The organism is Gemmatimonadaceae bacterium (assembly GCA_019752115.1).
Classification (GTDB): Bacteria; Gemmatimonadota; Gemmatimonadetes; order Gemmatimonadales; family Gemmatimonadaceae; genus Gemmatimonas.
Map to the genome: position 1 here is coordinate 89657 of JAIEMN010000027.1, position 18451 is coordinate 108107.

13 protein-coding genes are annotated in these 18451 nt (G+C 66.4%); 6 read left to right on the forward strand and 7 right to left on the reverse strand.

Annotated elements, in window-relative coordinates:
- Nucleotides 1-125 precede the first annotated feature (125 nt).
- Entirely contained in the window at nt 126-2156 is a 2031-nt protein-coding gene (locus tag K2R93_14780; protein MBY0491105.1) for a response regulator, read from the forward strand.
- 10 nt (nt 2157-2166) lie between these two features.
- Here the strand turns inward: K2R93_14780 and K2R93_14785 are convergent, their stop codons facing one another.
- A complete protein-coding gene (locus K2R93_14785; GenBank protein ID MBY0491106.1) occupies nt 2167-2919 on the reverse strand; it encodes a TIGR00730 family Rossman fold protein in 753 nt (250 codons plus the stop codon).
- 272 nt (nt 2920-3191) lie between these two features.
- On the opposite strand from K2R93_14785, the gene K2R93_14790 reads away from it, so the two are divergent.
- The 3 genes from K2R93_14790 to K2R93_14800 all read left to right on the forward strand — a co-directional run bounded on the left by K2R93_14790 (nt 3192) and on the right by K2R93_14800 (nt 6803).
- Entirely contained in the window at nt 3192-4667 is a 1476-nt protein-coding gene (locus K2R93_14790) for an alkaline phosphatase family protein (GenBank protein ID MBY0491107.1), read from the forward strand.
- Between the two features lie 104 nt (nt 4668-4771).
- Nucleotides 4772-5608 (forward strand): alpha/beta hydrolase, encoded by an 837-nt coding sequence (locus K2R93_14795; protein MBY0491108.1) that lies wholly within the window; start codon nt 4772-4774, stop codon nt 5606-5608.
- Between the two features lie 4 nt (nt 5609-5612).
- On the forward strand, nt 5613-6803 hold the full coding sequence (locus K2R93_14800; protein MBY0491109.1) for a hypothetical protein: 1191 nt from the start codon (nt 5613-5615) through the stop codon (nt 6801-6803).
- A gap of 150 nt (nt 6804-6953) precedes the next feature.
- On the opposite strand, the gene K2R93_14805 is transcribed toward K2R93_14800, so the two are convergent.
- Genes K2R93_14805 through K2R93_14820 form a run of 4 tightly spaced genes read right to left on the reverse strand, consistent with a single transcriptional unit; the run spans nt 6954 to nt 13162 of the window.
- Nucleotides 6954-7280: a nucleoside triphosphate pyrophosphohydrolase family protein gene (locus tag K2R93_14805; GenBank protein ID MBY0491110.1), complete on the reverse strand. Its 327-nt coding sequence runs from the start codon at nt 7278-7280 to the stop codon at nt 6954-6956.
- Between the two features lie 19 nt (nt 7281-7299).
- The gene (locus tag K2R93_14810; protein ID MBY0491111.1) at nt 7300-8157 is read right to left on the reverse strand and encodes an HDOD domain-containing protein; all 858 of its coding nucleotides are present in this window, start codon (nt 8155-8157) and stop codon (nt 7300-7302) included.
- Nucleotides 8154-9935 (reverse strand): EAL domain-containing protein, encoded by a 1782-nt coding sequence (locus K2R93_14815; protein MBY0491112.1) that lies wholly within the window; start codon nt 9933-9935, stop codon nt 8154-8156. The genes K2R93_14810 and K2R93_14815 overlap by 4 nt, the downstream gene beginning before the upstream one ends.
- A complete protein-coding gene (locus tag K2R93_14820) occupies nt 9932-13162 on the reverse strand; it encodes a response regulator (protein ID MBY0491113.1) in 3231 nt (1076 codons plus the stop codon). The genes K2R93_14815 and K2R93_14820 overlap by 4 nt, the downstream gene beginning before the upstream one ends.
- Before the next feature lie 137 nt (nt 13163-13299).
- Here K2R93_14820 and K2R93_14825 point away from each other — a divergent pair, with 137 nt between their 5' ends.
- Nucleotides 13300-13548 carry a hypothetical protein gene (locus tag K2R93_14825; protein ID MBY0491114.1) on the forward strand — a complete coding sequence of 83 codons (249 nt, stop codon included), beginning with the start codon at nt 13300-13302 and terminating at the stop codon, nt 13546-13548.
- Nucleotides 13549-13576: 28 nt separating this feature from the next.
- On the opposite strand, the gene K2R93_14830 is transcribed toward K2R93_14825, so the two are convergent.
- Both K2R93_14830 and K2R93_14835 read right to left on the reverse strand, forming a co-directional pair.
- Nucleotides 13577-14212 carry a hypothetical protein gene (locus tag K2R93_14830; protein ID MBY0491115.1) on the reverse strand — a complete coding sequence of 212 codons (636 nt, stop codon included), beginning with the start codon at nt 14210-14212 and terminating at the stop codon, nt 13577-13579.
- Between the two features lie 47 nt (nt 14213-14259).
- Nucleotides 14260-16425 (reverse strand): recombinase family protein, encoded by a 2166-nt coding sequence (locus K2R93_14835; GenBank protein ID MBY0491116.1) that lies wholly within the window; start codon nt 16423-16425, stop codon nt 14260-14262.
- A gap of 989 nt (nt 16426-17414) precedes the next feature.
- Here K2R93_14835 and K2R93_14840 point away from each other — a divergent pair.
- Nucleotides 17415-17552, forward strand: a complete 138-nt coding sequence (locus K2R93_14840; GenBank protein ID MBY0491117.1) for a hypothetical protein — start codon at nt 17415-17417, stop codon at nt 17550-17552.
- Nucleotides 17553-18451 lie beyond the last annotated feature (899 nt).

The following is an 18451-nucleotide window of genomic DNA, read 5'->3' on the forward strand; positions in this document are numbered from 1 at the left end:
GCCGGTCTTGGCACCATGCATGGGAGCATGGTTGTGGCGCCCGACGACGAGCGCATCCGCGCTGGCTGCCCCGTGGCAGCCACCGCACCCTCCTCAGTTCGCAGGTTACCCGGGACGCGATTCGAATGACTGTACGGCGCGTGGTGCGTGCCGGATCGTGGCCGTTGCGCAACCTGCGCACCCTGCTCGCGGCCGATCACGTCCTGCTGTTTGTGCGCGACAGCGATCGGCACGATCCGGCGCTCGCGCTCGCCGATCCGCCACAGCTCCCCAGCCAGCCCTTCACCCTCGAGCACCCGGCGTTGTGGCCGGAGCGCGAGCCCGTGTTGCTGCTCGATGCCGATCGCATCCAGCGCTCTCCCATCGGCTGGGTGCTCGCGGGCGCCCGCGGCAGTGCCCTGGGCGTGAGCGCCCCCGCCATGCAGGGCGATGGCCAGCTCGCGCTCTACGTTCTCTGGCAAGAGCCCCATCAGCCGCCCGCGCACGTCCTGCACGATCCGGGCACCGTCGCCGCCGCCCTGCGCGAGCAGTTGGACTTCGTCGAAGCCGCCAGCGACAATCGCCACGCTCGCATTCGCCTCGACGTGCTCCTCGCCTCGCTTCAGGAAGGCATCGTGCTGACCGATGCGGAGCACGGCACCGCGCTCGTGAACGAAGCGGCCAGCGAGTTGCTCGACATTCCCAGCGGCGTGGTGCCGGCGGCCACGATTGCCCAGGGCATGCGCGGGCTGCACGAGCGCATGAGCAACGCGCGCGATGTGGAGCAGGAGGCGGAGCAGCTCTTTTCGAGCAGCGATGGCGTGCGCCTGAACTGGGTGTGGGATGTGCTGCACCCGCGACGCCGCACGTTACTGGTCAATACGCGCCCGGTGCGCTCGCCACGGCATCGCGGCCGCCTCTGGTCCTTTCACGATGTCACCGCACTGCAGGCGGCCGAGGCGGAGCAGATCCGGTTGATGCGGCAGCTCGAACGCGAGCGCGCGCATCTGACGGGGCTGCTGGGCCAGCTGCAGCAGTCGCAGAAGATGGAAGCCATGGGGCGACTCACCGGCGGCGTGGCGCACGATTTCAACAACCTGCTCACCGTGATCGGTGGCAATACGGAGCTGCTGCTGGCCGAGCTACCGCCCACGACCCAGGCGCACGCCGACGCCGAAGAAGTGCGGGCGGCCGTGCAGCGGGCGGCCGATCTCACGCGGCAGCTGCTGCACTTCAGCCGTCGCGAAGTCCTGCAACGCCATCTGGTGGAGCCGGACCAGATCGTGCGCGGCGTGCAACAATTGCTCCGCCGTGTGATTGGCGAGCAGATCGCCCTCGAGGTGCACACCGGACTCGGCACGAGTACGGTGGAGATCGACGGGGGTCAGCTGGAGCAGGTGCTGGTGAACCTTTCGGTGAACGCTCGCGATGCGATGCCCGACGGCGGGCGGCTCTCGATCCGCACGGAGATCTCGCAGGAGCCCGTGCCGCCCGCGGCCCAGGGGCAGTGCGTGACGCGCGGCACGCATGCCCGCGTGATCGTGCAGGACACCGGCGCCGGTATGGACGCCGATACGCTCGCACGGGCGTGCGAGCCGTTCTTCACGACCAAGGCCGAGGGCCAGGGGACGGGCATCGGACTCGCCACCGTGCAGGAGATCGTGCAGGCCAACGGTGGCTGCCTCTGGCTCGACAGTGCGGTGGGGGTCGGCACGACGGTCACGATCGCCTTCCCGCTCGCCAGCGGTGCAGCAACGGAGCCGGTGTCGGTCGCCGATGAGGTGCCCGCCACCGGCGCGGGGACCGTGCTACTTGTCGAGGACGAAGAGGGCGTGCGGCAGATTGCCCAGCGTATTCTGCGCGATGCGGGCTACGACGTCCTCGTGGCTACCAACGGACAGGACGGGCTCCGCTGCTGGCGCGAGTGCGCGTCCGCCGGGCAAGGCATCGATCTCGTGATCAGCGACGTGGTGATGCCGACGCTTGGCGGCCGCCGGATGCTGGAGCTCCTGCGTGCCGAAGCGCCGGCGTTGCCGGCCATCTTCATGAGCGGCTATGTCGAAGGCGGGCTCACCGACAAGGACCTGACGGGTCCCACGCGGTTCCTCGGCAAGCCCTTCACGCGCCGAGAACTGCTGCGCGAAGTGCGCGCGTTGCTGCAGCGCGCGGCCGACTGAGCCGCGCGCGTCAGCCGTCGTTGCGCAGCGTTTGCGCCGCCGTCTGCGCGGCGTGCGCGTCGATCACCGCCTGCGCCGCCTCCGCCGGATCATCCGTCATCAGTAGCAGATCGAGATCGCCCGGCGAGATCTTCCCTTCGGCCAGCAGCCGCGAGCTGATCCACCGCACGAGACCGGCCCAGTAGTGGCGCCCGAAGAGAATGACGGGGAACTGATAGATCTTCCCGGTCTGAATGAGCGTCAGCGCTTCGAACAGCTCGTCGAGCGTCCCGAACCCGCCCGGGAAGATGATGAACGCGTTCGAGTACTTGATGAACATCGTTTTCCGCACGAAGAAGTAGCGGAAATTCACCAGCGTATCGACGTACGGGTTGGCCCCCTGTTCGAAGGGGAGTTCGATGTTGCACCCGACCGAATGCCCCCCGCCTTCCTTGGCGCCGCGGTTGGCGGCTTCCATGATGCCGGGGCCCGCGCCGGTGATGATCGAGAAACCGTGCTGCCCGAGCAAGCGGGCCACCTCGCGCGCGGCCTGATACTGGGGGTCATCCGGCCCCGTGCGCGCCGACCCGAAGATCGTGACCCCTTTCTGGATATCGGCCAGCGCGTCGAACCCTTCCACAAACTCCGACGTGATGCGCATGACGCGCCACGGGTCGCTACGGGTGAAGGCCGACGCTTCGCCGCGCGGCATCTGCAGCAACTTTTCGTCTTCCGTGAGCATTGGCACGTCACGGATGGCCTGATCCACCTTCCGGGGATCCATCCGGCGGCGCACCACACGGGCGCCACTCGAGATCATCCCCTTGTCGCTGGCGGGCTCACGCCCCGCCTTGCGATGGCCTTCCTGAGTACGTTCAATGAGGCCTTCGAGCGACTGGTGCTCCGCTTCGGCCCGGGTAACGGGCGAGGCCTGCTTGCCGGTAGCGGTACGGGGAGCGCGACGGGACTTCGCCATGAGGAACACGGTGGGAGACAGGACAGCGACGACGACGCGTGGCACACGGCGGAGAGCGGCTCATGTCAGGACGCGCGCCCGTGTCGCCTGAGTCCCCGCATGATATCACCGAGGCGCAGTCACTGCACCGTCGGCTCCTGCTGATCGTGGCCGACGGGGTACGCCCCGACGTGATGCAGGAAGAGATGGACGCCGGCAACACGCCCACCCTGCAGCGCCTGCGGGAGCGCGGTGGGCTGCACGCGGTGTCGTCCTCGTTTCCGTCAGTCACCGGCCCGGCCTACGTCCCGTTCCTCATGGGGCGGCACCCGGCCAACGTCGGGCTCCCCGGACTCCGCTGGTACGACCGCGCGCGCTCGCTCCGCTGGTCGCCGTACCAGGCGCGCAGCTACGCGGGTATCGACATCTGGCACATCGACGGGGACGTCACGGCCACCGCCCCGACCCTGCTCGAGCTGGCCACGCCCTCGCTGGCCGGGATGAGCATGATCGGCCGCGGCGCGACGCACGGCCGCATTGGTCGCTCCGTCTACTGGATGTGCCGCGCCTCGCCCGCCCACTTCCGCGGCGATCTGCACGGGTGGCAGCGCGTGGAGCGCGAAGCGAGTGCCAGCTTCCTCAAGCGGTTCGCCCGCGTGCGTCCACGCTTTTCGGTGCTGGCGATTACCAGCCCCGACAAGTTCGCGCACAAGTTCGGCTGTCGCTCGGCGGCGGTGCGTAGTGCGATCGGCGATGTCGACGCCGCGGCCGCGCAGGCGTTCGCCCTCGCCGAGCGGGACGGCTGGGGCGACGCATTGCATGTGTGGGTGGTCGGGGATCACGGCCATGCGCCGGTCTCGCAGCACGACGACCTGCACGGCTGGCTCGAGCGGGAAGGATTGCGCGTGCTGGCGCATCCGCAGCTTGGGACGCGACGCCCCGACGTGGCGCTCATGGTGGGCGGCAATGCCATGGCGCACCTGTATCTCGCGCCCGCCGAGCGCACGCGGCGCTGGTGGGGGGAACTGGCCCCGCGCTGGTCCGGGCTCGCCGACCGGCTGCTGCAGCGCGCGTCGGTGGATCTGCTGATGGTCGCCCACAGTGCCCATGATGTCGAGGTGCGCCATGCCACGCGGGGCTCGGCGCATGTCCATCTGCATGAAGACGGACACGGCGACCGCGCCACGACGCGCTGGACGTATGAGCCCACCAGTGGCGATCCGCTCTGCCTCGGCGGGCGGCACGACCGGCTCGACCTCCAGGCCGCATGGGAGGTGACGCAAGCCTCACCGTATCCCGACGCCGTGGTGCAATTGAGCTGGCTGGCGATTTCGTCGCGCGCCGGGGATTGCATCGTGTCGGCGGCGCCGGACTGGGACCTCCGGGCGCGTTTTGAACCGGTGGAACACGTATCGACCCACGGCGCGCTCCTGCGGGATCAGATGCTCGTGCCGCTCCTCATCGATACACCACCGGCACAACTGCCACAACGAACGACGGATGTCGTGCCCAGCGCACTGCAGCTTCTTGGCGTGGCGGCCGATACTCCCTATGACGGCCGTTCGTTCCTGACGTAGGCCGCGTCGCGCCTGGCGCGCGATGCGCGGACGAGTGGTGTCGGCGGCATTCGGACCGACGATGGCCCGGGGTTGCGTTCCCGTGGTTTCGGCTGGTGTGGTGCATGTCGATTCTCTTCCGCAACAACGTCCGCGTGTCCGGCAGCGGCGAGCCCGTGCTCGTCTTCGGACACGGCTTCGGATGTGATCAGGCGATGTGGCGCTTCGTGGCGCCCGCCTTTGAGCCCACGCACCGCGTGGTGCGCTTCGATTTCGTCGGCGCCGGTGGCTCCGATGTGCGCGCGTACGACCCGGCGCGGTACGGCACGCTCCAGGGCTATGCGACCGATCTGCTCGAGGTACTCGAGGCGGTCGGCGCGCGGAGCGCGGTGTTCGTCGGCCACTCGGTGGCGGCCACGATCGGCATGCTCGCCGCGGCGCGGCGCCCGTCGCGCTTTGCGCGGCTGGTGCACGTAGGGCCGTCGCCCTGCTATCTGAATGATCCGCCCACGTACGCCGGCGGCATGTCGCGCGCGGACATCGTGGGGCTCCTCGACATGATGGAGCAGAACTATCGCGGCTGGGCGCAGGCGCTGGCGCCTCTGGTCGTGGGCAATCTGGATCGGCCGGAGCACGCGGCGGAGCTGGAAGCGCGCTTCTGTGCCACCGATCCCGTCATCGCGCGACGCTTCGCCGAGGTGACCTTCCTCTCCGATCATCGCGATGACGTCCCACTCGTGCCCGTGCCGTCGCTCATCCTGCAATGCGCCGACGACGCCATCGCCCCCGAAGCCGTGGGGCATTGGCTCGCACGGCATCTGCCGCAGAGCACCTATCATGCGATGGCGGCCACGGGGCACTGCCCGCAGCTCACCGAACCGGCGGAGACGATCGCGGCCATCCGCGCCTACCTCGACAGCCCGGCCGGTGCGCCGCTGCTCGATCTCGCCGCGGCAGGATAGCCCCATGCCGCTCAGCCTCTTTCGCGATCGGCGCCTGGCGGAATCCACGACCGTTGGCGCGCCATCCGCCGAGACGCCGGCGACGACCGATCTGGCGTGGCAGCAGGCGCCCTGCGGCTTGCTCTCCTGCGCCCTTAACGGCCAGATCCTCGCGATCAACGCCACCTTGCAGCAGTGGGTGGGGCGCGAGGAGGGACCGCCACCAGCGGCGCTCCCCGACCTGCTCACGGCGCCCAGCCAGTTGCTCTTCGAAACGCAGCTACGCCCGGTGCTCGCGCTGGGGCGCAGCATCGACGGCGCATTTCTCACGTTGCGCCATGTGGATGGCACGACCATTCCGGTCGTCATGAACGCGATCCAGCGTGCGGGGCGCGCGCCCATTGAGATGGCGCTGCTCAACGTGCGCGAACGCGAACAGTACGAGCGGCAGTTGCGCACGGCGCAGGAGGAGGCCGAAGCGGCCCTGACCGCCGTCGTCGCGTCGGCACATGCGCAGAAGATGCAGGCCGTCGGGCAGATGGCGGCCGGCGTTGCGCACGAGTTCAACAATCTGCTCGCCATCATCCGCGGCAACGTCGTGTTCGCCCAGCAGGACGCGGACGAACTGGCCGGGGGCGCGCGCATCAGCGCCGACCTCACGAACGTGCTTACCGCCACCGACCGTGCCGTCGCGCTCGTGGCGCAGTTGCTCGCCTTCACCGGCCGCAAGATCGTGGCGCGCGAAGCGCTCGATCTCAACGAGGTGATTGCGCAGGCCGACGCCATGCTCCGCCCCGCGCTCGGGCGCGATATCACCTGGCAGCAACGCCTCTGCCCCACGATCCCGCGCGTGTTCGCGGGGCGTGACCAGCTGCAGCACATCCTCGCCGAACTGGTGCTCAACGCCCGCGACGCCATCCGCGAGAGCGGGGGACCGGGGCTGATCTCCATTTCCACGAGCAGCATCCGCATCGCCCCCGACGCCCGCCCCGGCGTGCGCCTCGTGATCAGCGACACGGGCTGCGGTATGCCCGCGGACGTGCTCGCGCGGGCCATTGATCCGTTCTTCACGACCAAGGGCCCCGGTCGCGGCTCTGGCCTGGGGCTCTCGATGGTCTACGGCGCCATCAACGCGCTCGGCGGCAACACCCGACTCGCCAGTACGCCGGGAGCGGGGACGCAGGTGAGTGTGGAGTTGCCGGGGGCGGAGGGGTGAGCGGGGAACGGCGTATACGAGTTGCGCACACGTGGCGCGCATACGTGGCGCGCATACGTGGGGCGCAGACGTAGAGCGCAGACGTGTCGCGGTGCCCGCGGTACGTATGCGCAGCATGTATGCGCAACACGTGTGCGCCCCACATATACGCTACTCCGTTCTATTCCGGCTGCGCTCCGCCGAGAACCCGTCCGGATATCGCTTGCGCAGTTTGTCGATGTTGCGCTGGGCGATGTCGTCCATGGAGAGACCGAGGTTCGTGGCAAAGGCGGCGATGTACCAGAGGCAGTCGCCGAGTTCCTTCACGAGCGCATCCTGATCGAGCGGCGTGGCGTGAAAGAGGTGCTTCTTGATGATCTCGGCGGTCTCGCCGGCCTCGCCGGTGAGGCCGAGGGCGGCATTGGCCAGCTGCTGTTCGTGGGTACGGTCGCGGCCGAGCGTGCGGGCGGCCAGCTCCTGGTATTCGGCGAAGTCCATGGCGCCAATTTACACGCAACTAGTCCGCGAGGGTGGCCGCCAGCACATCGGCGCTCTCCTGCGCGACCTCCAGGATACGCGTCAGATCAGCCTCCGAGAGACCGAGTGCCGCCAACGCGGCCGGGTCCGGCGCGGCCGTCTCGGCGGTCGTCAAGAATCCCAGCCCGGCACGCGCGGCCAGCACGTCGGCGACGTGCACGATGAGGGGAAGCACGAGTCCTTCCGCGACCGCCGGACCGACATCGTGGTGATAGCGACACACGTGAACAAATCGCTCCGGGAGGTTCCACGCCTCGCACAACAGGGCACCGGTCTCATCGTGCGACATCCCCAACGCGTCCCGCTCAGCGTCGCGGAAGGTGGTCACCGCCCCTTCCGTCATCCGTTGAATCACGTGCGCAAACTCCGCTGGCCAGAGCTGCGCCTCGGCAATGATACCGAGATCGTGCAACAGCCCAGCCAACAACGCCTCCTCCGGCGCTACGCGACGCGTGGCCACAGCCAGTTCCCGGGAGAGCGCGGCCACGCCCAGGGCATGGGACCAGAGTTCGACCGCGTCGAAGCCCAGCACCGAACGATTCCCGCGGAAGAGCCGGTGAAGGCCGGACGCGATGGCGATGTTGCGAACGGCGGCAAGGCCCAGCAGGCGGGTCGCTTCGCGCGTCGACGCAATCTCGCGCTGCCGACGATAGAACGCCGAGTTCACGACCTTGAGTACGCGCGCGCTGAGCGTCGGGTCCAGCTCGATGGCCTCATTCAAACGGTCCTCCGTGACCGCCGGATCATCGGCGATGGACAGCAGTCGCATGGCCGCGGTGGGGATGGTCCCCAGCCCTTTCAGTCGGGAAATCGCGGAACGTACGAGGAGGGTCGTCACAGAGGCCTCGACATCGGAGGAGCCGATTGCCGCATCCATTCAACCAGCGCCGAGGGCGCGATGGGCCGACAGATCAGATACCCTTGGCCATAGGTACAGCCCAGTGCTTGCAGGAGCGCGAGTTGCTCCGCGCTTTCAATGCCTTCGGCCACCACTTCCAGACCAAGGTTTTCGCCAAGAGTCGTGACCGCCTGCAGCAAGGCGGCATACCCGCGGCCGCGACTGACATTCTCGGTGAGGGCGCGGTCGAGCTTGAGCACGTCAAATGGAAACTCCTGAAGACAGGAGAGCGACGAGTAGCCGGTGCCGAAATCGTCCATGGCGAGGCGAATGCCGGCCGCCTTGAGTCGCTCGAGGTACACGCTCGCGAGGAGCCGTTGCGGCATGAGCTGTGACTCGGTGACCTCGAGCTGCAAGGCCCCCGGTTCAAGGCCGTGGGCCTCGAGGATGCGGAGGACCCGATCGACCAGCCCCTCATCCGTCAGTTCGATGCGGGAAAGATTCACACTGACGTACTGCGCGGTGAAGCCCGGGATCGACCGTCGCCATTCGGCGAACTGTCGACAGGCCTCGCGCAGCACCTGCTCAGAAAGCGGCACGATCAGCCGCGTCTCTTCAGCGATAGGGATGAAGGTCCCGGGCGCAATATCGCCCAGGACGGGATGCCGCCAGCGCGCGAGGGCTTCCATGCTCATCATTTCGCCCGTCTCCAGTGACACGATCGGCTGGAAGACGAGGCGGATCTGTTCGGTACCAACCGCCTCCCGCAGCGCGTTCTCGAGATTGACACGCGCGTGCACCGCTTCGCGCATCGCGGCGGTGAACATCACGACGCAATTACGCCCGCGCGCCTTGGCCTCGTACATCGCGATATCCGCGTCGCGCAGCAGCGCCTCGGTCGAGGCGTACGCCGGAGTGACGTGGACCACGCCGACGCTCGCGCTCGACTGCACACGGTGTCCCCCCAGGTCGTACGGCTGCTCCAGCGCACCGCGCAGGCGCTCCGCCACCAGCAGCGCCCCCGCGTCGTCTACGTCGTGCAGGAGGACGACAAACTCATCACCGCCGAGTCGGGCCACTGTGGAGCCGTCCACGTCGCGCGCAATCGTATCGTCCGCCCGCAGGTTGCTCCGCAATCGTTGCGCGATGGTACGCAGGAACTCGTCACCGACATCATGCCCAAGGCTGTCGTTGATGAGCTTGAAGCGATCAAAATCGAGAAACATCAGCGCAAACGGACGCGCCCGCCCCTCCCGCAGCGCGTCGAGCTGTGCGGAGACCCGCGCCTGCAGCAGGGCGCGATTGGGCAGCCCCGTCAACGTATCGAGGTGCGCGGCGCGTCCAAGCTCCGCCAGGAGCCGCTGTCGCTCGAGCACCGAACGCACGCGCCCGCGCAATTCCGCACCGTGAAACGGCTTGTGTAGGTAGTCCGACGCGCCCCCGTTGAAGCACGCCGTCAGCAGATCACGATTATCGGTGCCGGTCACCATCACCACGGGGATGGCACTCAGTCGGTTGTCGGCCCGAATCTGCGCAAGGATCTCCAAGCCGCTGCAGTCGGGGAGATCGTGGTCGAGGAGAATCAGGTCGGGCAACCGTTCGCGCGCGACGAGCAGTCCCCCCTCGCCATCGAACGCCCCCGCCGTCTCCACGCCGATGGCCCGCAGCATGCCCATGACCAGCGGATGCAGATCCGCATCGTCATCGATCAGGAGCACCCGCTGCGCCACCGGCTGCGACGCGTGATGATTTGCCTGACGTCGATCGAGGATCATCATGACACTCCCTGCCCGGCGCTCCGGCCGGCCTGCGCGGCGAGCGTACTCAGTCGCTCCAGCAGTGGAGCGGCGTTCTCCTCGGATTCCCAGACCAGCTCCAAGGCACCGGCGGTCTCACTGATCGTCGGGAATCCGTAACTACCGGCAGCGCCCTTGAGTTGGTGCAGCAGACGGCGTCCACCGCTCGAATCTGATTGCTGGCGCTGCAGGGCAATCGCCTCGATCCGATCGGGCAGGACTTGGGCGAACGCCTCAGCGAGCGGTCCGAGATCCGGATCGTCGGCGAGATCGCTGATGAGGTGGTCCGGCTCGTCGGTCGCCGCGCGGTGCATGGCCGTCGTCGATGCCACCAGCGCCGGAACCGAGCGGGGCGTACGACGCGTCCACCGCGCGATCGTGGCAATGAGGGCCGCCCGATCGATCGGCTTGACGGCATAATCACTGCACCCCGCCTCCAGACATTGGCGCCGATCGTCGGCCATGGCGTGGGCCGTGAGCGCGATGATGGGAAGACGGCTGCCACGCGCCCGCAATGCGGCGGCCAACGTATACCCGTCCATCTCGGGCATCTGCATGTCCGAGAGGAGCACGTCGTACGGCGCCGCCGCCGCGGCCGCCCAGTCCAGGGCCTCCAGCGCGAGGCGACCATTCCCAACCACGGTCACGTTCGCGCCGGCGGCTTCGAGCAGCACGCGCAGCAGCCGCTGATTGTCTTCACCGTCCTCGGCGAGGAGCAGGCGAACTCCCGCCAAGGCGTTCGGACGTGGCGTATCGACGCGCGCCGGCTCGATCGCCTCGAGGCGCTCGATCAACCGCGCATCGTCGACCGCGTGCAGCGGGAGTTCCACGGCAAAGCGCGATCCTTGCCCCGGCGTCGACCAGACGACCGAGACATCGCCGCCGAGGAGCAGCGCGAGGCGCCGCGAAATGGACAGGCCGAGGCCCGTACCGCCGAATCGACGGGTGACCGTCGCATCGGCCTGATGAAACGGTTGGAAGAGCTCGCGCACCTGCTCGGCTGTCATGCCGACCCCGGTGTCATCGATGGTGATGCGCAGGCGTGGCGATCCAGCGTCGACCAGCACGCCGACCTCGACCCGCACCCGACCGCGCTCTGTGAACTTGATGGCATTGCCCACCAGATTCATCAGGATCTGCCGCATCCGTGTCGGATCCGTCAGAACTCGCTCAGGAATCGGGGTGAGCAGACGCGTCTCGAGCGACACCCCCTTCGCGGCCGCCCGGGCTCGCGCGATGCTCTCGACATCGAGGAGCACCGACGGCAGCACGGTCTCGACCTGTTCGGCCACCACCTTGCCCGCCTCGATCTTGGACAGGTCCAGAATGTCATTGATGACCGACAGGAGATGGGTACTGGCCCGGTGAATCGTAGAGAGGGCGTGTTGTTGCTCGAGGCTGGGCACGTGGGCCGCCTCGTCGCGCAGCCAGTCCGCGTATCCGATGATGGCCGTCAGCGGTGTACGGATTTCGTGACTCATGTTGGCGAGGAACTCGCTCTTGCTGCGATTGGCGGCCTCGGCGCGCCTCTGCGCGTCGGTCAGCGCCGCTTCGCGCTCCACGCTCTCGGTGACGTCCACCAGAATACCGTACACGCCGACGATCGCCCCGGTGTCATCGATGCGTGCGCGCCCGTCCGCGCGAATCCAGCGCACGGCCGGGTTGTGATCGGCCGTTCGCAAGATCAGCGAGAACGGAGTGCCGGAGCGCCGGGCCGTCTCGAGAGCGGCGAGCATCGGCGGTACGGACTCGGGCGCGTAGCGCTCGAGGGCATCTCGGAGCGACGGCGGACCGGCGAACACCGGGCGCCCGAAGAGCGCGTAGGTACCCGGCGACCACTCCACCACATCGCTATCGCGTGCGACCGACCAATTCCCCATGCGCGCGACCGTCTGCGCTTCCTCGAGGAGTTCGGTGGTGCGCGTGAGCGCCTCCCGTTCGCGACTCAGGGCATCTCGGGCCTCGATCGCGTCGGTGACGTCGGACTCGACGGCCAGAAAGCCCGTGAGCTCCCCGCGCTCGCGCAACGGCTCGATGCTCAGATCGAGCCAGTACGGCCGCCCGTCTCTCGAGCGGTTCAGAATCGTCGTGCGCACGGAGAGCCCAGCGTTCAATCGTTCTCGGAGGAGTGCAATGGTCGTCGGGTCGGTGTCCGGTCCCTGCAGCAGGCTGCCGGGCGTTTTTCCGTATGCCTCCTCGGGCGACCATCCCGTGAGTCGGGAGAAGGCCGCGTTGACCCAGACAATGCGCCGCCTGGCGTCCGTGATCACGACGGCCGTGCTGGTGCGCTGAGCCACCATCGCCAGCCGCTCGAACTCCAGACTGCGTGCCGAGACCGCCAGATGCTGACGCTTGAGGAGGCGCACGACCGGCTCCACCACCAACCCCGCCACGCCGATGAGCATGGCCAGCAGCAGCAGCCCAAAGGTCCATTGCGCGCGCTGCATCCGGCGGATGTTCACTGAGGCCAGGTCCGCCAGCCGTGAGACGAACTGTTCCTGTGCCACGAGCATGGCATCGGCCCGCTCGTCCACCCGCTCGGCGGTCGTCGCCCCGGACAGGAACGCTACGCTGGCCGCCAGTAGGGCGTCGCGTTCGGCACTCGACTCCCGCCGCGCCGCCTCGGCAATGCGGGCTTCGGCGTCCTCGAAGGAGAGCATCCGTGCGACGAGCCGATCGAGCGAGTCGGACTCGCTCCGCATGTGCTGCGCCACGCTCGAGAACTCGGTAGAGTCGATTCGTGACCGTCGGACCAGCGGCGCCAATCGAATCAGCTGCTGACTGTAGGTCCTTTGACGCCCCGCCATGTTCAGGGCGTTGCCAATGTCATAGATGCCAAGCGTCGCGTGACGCTCTACGGCCGTCATGAGCCCCGTGATGACCGCCATGACCGCCAGGGCCCCAAGGATCGCCCAGCGGACCTTTCGGTGCGGACTTCCAGAGGCGCGACCGGTGGTGCGCGCCTCCACCTCCCGCACTTTGCCGTCGACATGACGCCGGTATAACGTGAACGAGAACAGCGGTCCGACGATCAGGGCGACGCCAACGGCGTCGAGCCAGCCGCGCACGGCCGAGGGGAGGCCTGGGGCGCTGGAGACGGCTTCGTAGAGCGCCAGCGTGGCGAGCAGGAGGGCCACGGTGATGCCCACCGAATCGCGCCACCAGGCCCAGAGGCGACGGCGCGCCTGCTGTTCAGGGAAATGGGACACGGAGGGGCGATCGGGCTCTGACACGGACGCGGTCCGAAAGGCGAAATGGCACCCGCGTCGGCAGCCGGCTGAGAGTATCGCCTCGCCGCCGGGCAACCTTGAGCCGATCCGGCGGCAAAAGCGATGTAGATTTTGTCATGCCTTGGCTCTCCCTTTCGCTCACGCTCGCCGGTCGCGCGCTGGTCAATCCGTTTCTCGCGGTAGACCTGTTGCGCGTGGCGTGGCGCTTTCGGCACCGGCACTGGTACCGGCGGTTTCCGTTTCTGCCGCTGCCGGCCGTGAGCTACCTGCGGTGGCGCATGTACACGGCGTACGGGAGTGAAGATGCGGTGCCGCCCGCCGACGATCTGATCAACTTCGCGCGCTGGGTGGGGCGGCAGCCCTAGGTCGGCCGCCCGCGTTCCGGTGGAGCACTCACTCACGCGCCGGCTGGTGGCGCACGCGTACGGCCTGGGATTCGATGCTGTGGGCGTCGCGGCCTTGGGCGTGCCCGAGTCGCTCGCGCCGTTCACCGCGTGGCTCGACGCGGGCCTCCACGGCACCATGCACTATCTCGCCGGAGACGGGGCGGCGCTCCGCGCGGATGCGCGCCGGCCGCACCCCGGGGCCACCCACGCCGTGGTCGTGGCGGCCTCGTACGGCGGGCGCGCGCCGGCCGGTCCGGTGGCGCGCTATGCGCGTGGCGACGACTACCACACCGTGCTTCGCGAACGCGTGCGCGACCTGCATCGGTGGCTGGAAGCCGAAGTGGGGCATCCCATCAATGCCCGGCCGTACGTGGATAGCGGCCCCATTCTGGAGCGCGATCTCGCCCAGCGCGCGGGGCTCGGCTGGTTCGGCAAGAACACGATGCTCATCACGCCGCGGGCCGGCTCCCATCTCTTTCTCGCCTCGCTGCTGCTCGAGTTCGCGCTCGAGGTCAGTGCCCCCTTCGACGCCGATCGCTGCGGCACCTGCACCCGCTGCCTCGACGCCTGCCCCACCGGCGCCCTCCCGGCGCCGCGCGTGCTCGATGCAAACCGGTGCATCAGCTATCTCACCATCGAGCATCGCGAGGCCATTCCCGAAGCGCTGCGCGAGGCGATGGGCTCGTGGCTCTACGGCTGCGATGTGTGCAACGATGTGTGCCCGTACAACCGTAAGTTCTCCAGAGAACTCGAGGAGGGTTCGCCCTTCCGTCCGCGACCGTTCTTGGACGGCGTTCCGCCTCGGGAATTAGCGCTCCGCTTACTAGGAATGGACGTCTCCGAGTACACCGAATTGTTTCGCGGGTCAGCCATGAAGCGCGCGAAGCGCTCCGGACTCCGCCGCAACGCAGCCATCGTGCTCGGTAATACCGGCTCGGCTGGAGACGTTCCCGCTTTGGTCGCCGCATGGTCTGATGCGGACGTCTTGTTACGCCGGCACTTGGCATGGTCACTGGGGAGGATTGGCTCTCCAGAGGCCGAAGCCTTTTTGAAACACCGACGGTTGGACGAGGAATCTCCGGAGGTGCTGGAGGAGATCGAAGCCGCGCTCCGTAAATAGCGGGCGCCGGTTTCGAGGTTCAGCTGAACCGGATCGTTGGGAAGAATGGCGAGGTCAACGATCGCTGTTTTCAGATTTGCGCGCTTGTAACCGGGGATCTCGTCAACCACGATCAGGACGTGATCTACCCAATAGTCGAACAAGGCCTTCTGCCGCTCGATCGACATCTTGCTCCATGCGCGTTCTAGGAAGGAGCTGGACTGAAGGAGCTCCTCAATGCGGGCACTCTTCTGCTCCGGCGATTTCGCTGTTGATGAGGCCTCCAGCGCCTTGAGCTTGTCCTTCGCCGCACTGAGCTCTGCGCGCAGCTTGCGAAGCTCGTCGTGCATCGGATCGTCAGCGGGAACCTCGCCGTGATCGAACTGGAGCATCACGAGCTTGTAACAGTTCTGATACCTGCGAGTTGTATCAGTGACCTGCTTCGAGACGGCGGCGAGAGCGACGTCTCGGTTGGCCCCGGTGGACTGCTTCAGCGCTACCTCACGCAGTGACTGCATAAACTCCGGAGTCAGGCGGTGAGAGCAGATCGCATCCTTTACTCGTGTCTCGAGGTCCTCGGCTACAATGTAACGCACCTTACATCCGGCTTCGTCGTAGGCTTGCCGCGCCTCGGGATGGGTGATCCCGGGCCGCGGATGCGTATACGCCCGCGCGCCGCCCTGCCGACGGCTGTAGCGTCCACCGGTGTATGGAAGGCCGCAGTGCGCACAGATCGGTCGAAGTGGAAAGATGTCGGAACGCTTGCGATTGGAGCCTGCTTTCAGCGACGCCCCGCGCTCCGCGAGCACCTCGCAGACCTTGTTGAACAGCTCCATGTCTACCATCGGCGACCACTGAGCCTTTACCCACTTCTCGCTGGACCCCTCAGCGACGTCACCGTCCCCCGTCTGCAGCAAGACCTCGCCGATGAGCGCCCGATTGGTGAGCAGCTTTTTGAGGGAACTGTGCCCGAACCCCTTCGTGCCAGCGCCTCGCGGCGCCCGCACGCCCTGATCGTATAGCATCTCGCATACGCGCTTCAGCGAGTTGCCGGCGACCACCTGCCGCGCAGCCTTCTCCCACACCGCGAGCTGCTCCTCATTCGGCACCAGCTTCAGACCGCCGCTTCCCGGTGTCGCCTTCTGCCCCGTCGGAATGATGCGGCCAGTGCCGACCTCCGCGCGATTCGTTCCGAAGGGGGAGTGACTATGGGTCCAGAACCCGTTCGCGGCTCGCGAGCGCTTGCCCCGTCGAATGTTTGACTTGAGCTGCGCTAGGTAGCTGCTCGCTCCGTGCGTCTCGAAGATGAGGTTGACGGTATCGTGCAGCGAGTTGCCGCTCTTTTCGGTCGTTACGTAGCGGACCTTCCAATTGAATGCCTCGAGCTCAGCCTCGAGCACGATTAGCGCCCGCGTATCAGGCTTGCCGTCGTCACCAAGCGGTCGTCCCAGTCGAGAGACATCGTAAATCTCCACGTGACCTGGCGACTGCTTGGGGCGTGGGTTGGCGCGACAGAAGGCGCGGAGATCCGTTAGCGCCGGTCGATTCAGGTTCTTGCCGCTCTTGCTGTCCTGCCAGCACCAGTTACTTGAGAGCGACCCCCAGCGCTTGTCCATCGCCTCGATCTGCTGCCCGAAGGATGTCACCTGCCGATCCTCCTGCTCCGAGGACTTACGGGTGTAACGAATTCGCGCAGGCAATTCGCCGCTCGCCGCTGCGAGGCGCTGCTGCCAAGTGATTTCAAGCGCACGGGCCATGTTCGATCTCTCCAGAGGGGCAGTGGTTGGATTCGCGGACACCATATCGGTGCTCATCCTCGACGCCAAGTCCCCGACTTATGTCATGGACATTAGGGCATTCGCCAATGCCTTTAGGACGTCAAGCTCCAGGTACGGGTTCGAATGCGAACGACGCTTGTTGATCGATTCCGCTCGCAACGTTAGAGCACGCTCACTCACACGATCGAACACACGATGCCGTCCAACACTTTTCATATCGCGCACACCAGCTTCGTTCTTCTCGGCCATCTCTGCTCCAACTCTGCAGTCCGATACATCGGGGGACTGACTGCAGGTGGATGAGATGATTGCCGGCGAGTAGGGGGCGCCGAGCCATCCTAATTGACGCACCTAGCCAAGAGCCAAATTCGTTGCCTCGTTTCATTCGAGGAGCGAAGACTCACATCAATTCGAAACATGCATTTGGAATCATTGCGTTTCGAAATGGAGCCATTCAAATCCCGTTAGGCTGAGGAAATCGAGGCTATTTGCGGACCTCGCCGCGAACACACCGAGATCAGAACCAAATCGATTCGAAACTGACCGTTTCGAAATTGAGCGTTTCTAAACATTTGCTTCTACTGACCAGAGCTGGCCGAAAGGCTTTGGTCGCGGATCCTTCGGATACGCCGATATCCAGCCAACTCAACGAATCAGCGACACCGTCGTCGCCCCGACTTGCGAGCACCGCGCTTGCCCCGCCGGTGCACGTCCCGCTTTTTAGTCTTTCGCGGATCGCGGAAACGCTCTCCCGAAGAGCGATGGACCTCTCCCACGGATTTCCCCGATAGAAAAGTGGCGTGCTGCGTGTTGCACCGACACAGGATATTCTTCTCGCGAGCGGAAGATTGCTGCGCAGGTGAGGGTGCTGAGGCAGCCACCTTCGCGCTAGTGTGAATCGCACGAACGGAGTTAAGCTCGTCTCGAAGATCAACGATTAACTGACGAGCAGTTTCGACTTCCTTCCGGTGACGGTCACGCTCGGAGACGAGACGATCGACGAACTCGCGATGCGCGATATCGATGGCCCTCAGAATTTCACATCGCACGTTCTCGCCGATACGAGCCGCCGCCTCAGAGAGTGGCTCTGGAATCCGACCGCTTGAGGTTTCGGGGTACGACTCAATCCGGGGCAGGAAGCTCGTGCGCACATCGGCATTGCTGATACTTGCCCGAAGCAGGGTCACCGCCGTTGAACCGAGAGTGTTTCGCCGGATCTTCTCTGCACGCGCAACTTCCGCGACGAGAGTCGCACTCCCCTCGTGACCGTAATGGATCCTCGCTACTCGCTTCAGCTCCGAAACCGTCACCTCGCTGAGCGTTGACGCCACCTTGGCGAGCATCTCAGCATTCACCTTAGGCGGTCGACCGCACCGTTTGTTTTCGCCGGGCACCGTTCAATCTCCAGGATCAAGTGAGTTAGGTCGGTAGCGCCGGATCAACTTCGGCGCTCCGCCTTGACACCATGACGGCGCTCGGCCAAGTCCCCAAACGCCCGCCGGTGCCGCCTCCAGGCGTACAGGTGGACGTCGACGCGATTCATGCCAAGTGGCGTTTCAATGGTCGTGGTGGCTCCTGCCGCTTCCTGAAGCGGAGCATCACGAAGGTGACTTACGGCCCGAACTCGGAAACCTGTCGTCGCTCCGATTCACTTTGGCACCCTGAGCTCCGGCCGGAGCCCCAAGTGCTCAAATACCCATCCACACGCCTGTGGATCGGGCCTCGGGCAGCAGACCTGTCGTCGCTCCGTTTCACTTTGGGCGCCACCGACGGGATCCGACCGATCCCAAGTGCTCAAATACCCATCCACACGCGTGTGGATCGGGGCCTTGGGCAGCAGACCTGTCGTCGCTCCGTTTCACTTTGGGCGCCACCGCCCGGATCCGACCGATCCCAAGTGCTCAAATACCCATCCACACGCGTGTGGGTCGGGGCCTTGGGCAGCAGACCTGTCGTCGCTCCGTTTCACTTTGGGCGCCACCGCCCGGATCCGACCGATCCCAAG

Excerpts from the sequence above, each read along its gene's own strand:
- K2R93_14780 (MBY0491105.1), top strand. The coding sequence starts at position 126 with ATGACTGTACGGCGCGTGGTGCGTGCCGGATCGTGGCCGTTGCGCAAC.
- K2R93_14785 (MBY0491106.1), bottom strand. The coding sequence starts at position 2,919 with ATGGATCCCCGGAAGGTGGATCAGGCCATCCGTGACGTGCCAATGCTC.
- K2R93_14795 (MBY0491108.1), top strand. The coding sequence starts at position 4,772 with ATGTCGATTCTCTTCCGCAACAACGTCCGCGTGTCCGGCAGCGGCGAG.
- K2R93_14800 (MBY0491109.1), top strand. The coding sequence starts at position 5,613 with ATGCCGCTCAGCCTCTTTCGCGATCGGCGCCTGGCGGAATCCACGACC.
- K2R93_14805 (MBY0491110.1), bottom strand. The coding sequence starts at position 7,280 with ATGGACTTCGCCGAATACCAGGAGCTGGCCGCCCGCACGCTCGGCCGC.
- K2R93_14815 (MBY0491112.1), bottom strand. The coding sequence starts at position 9,935 with ATGATGATCCTCGATCGACGTCAGGCAAATCATCACGCGTCGCAGCCG.
- K2R93_14825 (MBY0491114.1), top strand. The coding sequence starts at position 13,300 with ATGCCTTGGCTCTCCCTTTCGCTCACGCTCGCCGGTCGCGCGCTGGTC.
- K2R93_14830 (MBY0491115.1), bottom strand. The coding sequence starts at position 14,212 with ATGCTCGATGGTGAGATAGCTGATGCACCGGTTTGCATCGAGCACGCG.
- K2R93_14835 (MBY0491116.1), bottom strand. The coding sequence starts at position 16,425 with ATGGCCCGTGCGCTTGAAATCACTTGGCAGCAGCGCCTCGCAGCGGCG.